This is a genomic window from Absicoccus porci (genome assembly GCF_003725415.1).
GTDB lineage: Bacteria > Bacillota_I > Bacilli_A > Erysipelotrichales > Erysipelotrichaceae > Absicoccus > Absicoccus porci.
On the sequence record NZ_RJQC01000013.1, the window covers coordinates 1 to 1,122 of the forward strand.

A 1,122-nucleotide genomic window follows, 5' to 3' on the forward strand; every position below is an offset into this window, starting at 1 on the left:
ACCACAGTTGACAACCGCAACGGCTACTTCATCATCGGGAACGGTTGTTTTGAAACCATCCACCAATTCACAACCGGTCATTTCAGCAATTTTTTGTGCAACTGGACTGATTTGTTGTCCTGTGACACACAATACTTTATTTTTATGTTTATTGGGTTCGATGATCAATGGTCCACCAAATCCAGCAGAACCTTTTGTGATCTTGATATTCTTATATGCCATAATTCGTTCCCCCTATTTCTTAATGCCTGCTAAACGGAAGTAGATCTTTTCCGTTACGATACCACGAATACCAATCACGATCAGACCAACGATGAAATAGCGGACTGCTAAATCGGAATAACTGCCAGCAACTTTCTTGACACCTTCAGCAATACCCATGAATACAAACAATTCACCGGCATTGGCATGTGGGAATAAACCTGTGATAGGATGGCAGAAGGAAACAGCTGAATCATAGAAAGATGGTTTATATTTTTCATCCAGGAAACGTCCAAACGAATAGGCCATTGGATTTCCTAAGAACATATCCGCAATCAATGGGAACAAGGTGTAACGCAAGATGGCAATACTTGTCAACTTTCTTGCGAAGCGTTCAACTTTCTCTTCACCGACCAATTTAATGATCGAGTTCATAAATGTAAGCAAACAAACAACTTGTGGAATGATACCAGTGACCCAACCTGTGAAGGTTGTACCACCAGCTGTAAATAGCCCAATGAAGCCCTGGGCTACACTAGCAATCGCATTCATAATATTCTCTCCTCTTCTCATCTTATGAATTGTGTAGTAATAAAATGTTGGCCGACATTCTATATATGTAGATACCCTATCAAGCAATCTACACTATGAAAGCGGTTTTAGTAAGCGCTTTCAATTTATATTTCAATCGTACCACATTATCGCTAGCAGTCAAATGATATTCATTGTACATATGTATAAGTTAAAAAATCCATCTTTTTCATTTACGCATTTGTTCACTTTTATGCGACATACGTGATTATTCTTCACATTTTTGATTGTTTCTATAAAAAAAGAGGTCATTTGACCTCTTGCACATCTTATAGACCTGGATACATACCAATACTGAAGATGAACGCGATGATTACCGCAATTGGACCG

At 38.7% G+C, this 1,122-nt stretch carries 1 protein-coding gene and 1 pseudogene; both read right to left on the minus strand.

What is annotated here, in order from left to right:
- Positions 1-222 (minus strand): annotated as a pseudogene (locus EDX97_RS11575) (PTS glucitol/sorbitol transporter subunit IIB); the annotation flags it as partial.
- Positions 223-234: 12 nt separating this feature from the next.
- On the minus strand, positions 235-753 hold the full coding sequence (srlA, locus tag EDX97_RS11580) for a PTS glucitol/sorbitol transporter subunit IIC (protein ID WP_128520980.1): 519 nt from the start codon (positions 751-753) through the stop codon (positions 235-237).
- Positions 754-1,122 lie beyond the last annotated feature (369 nt).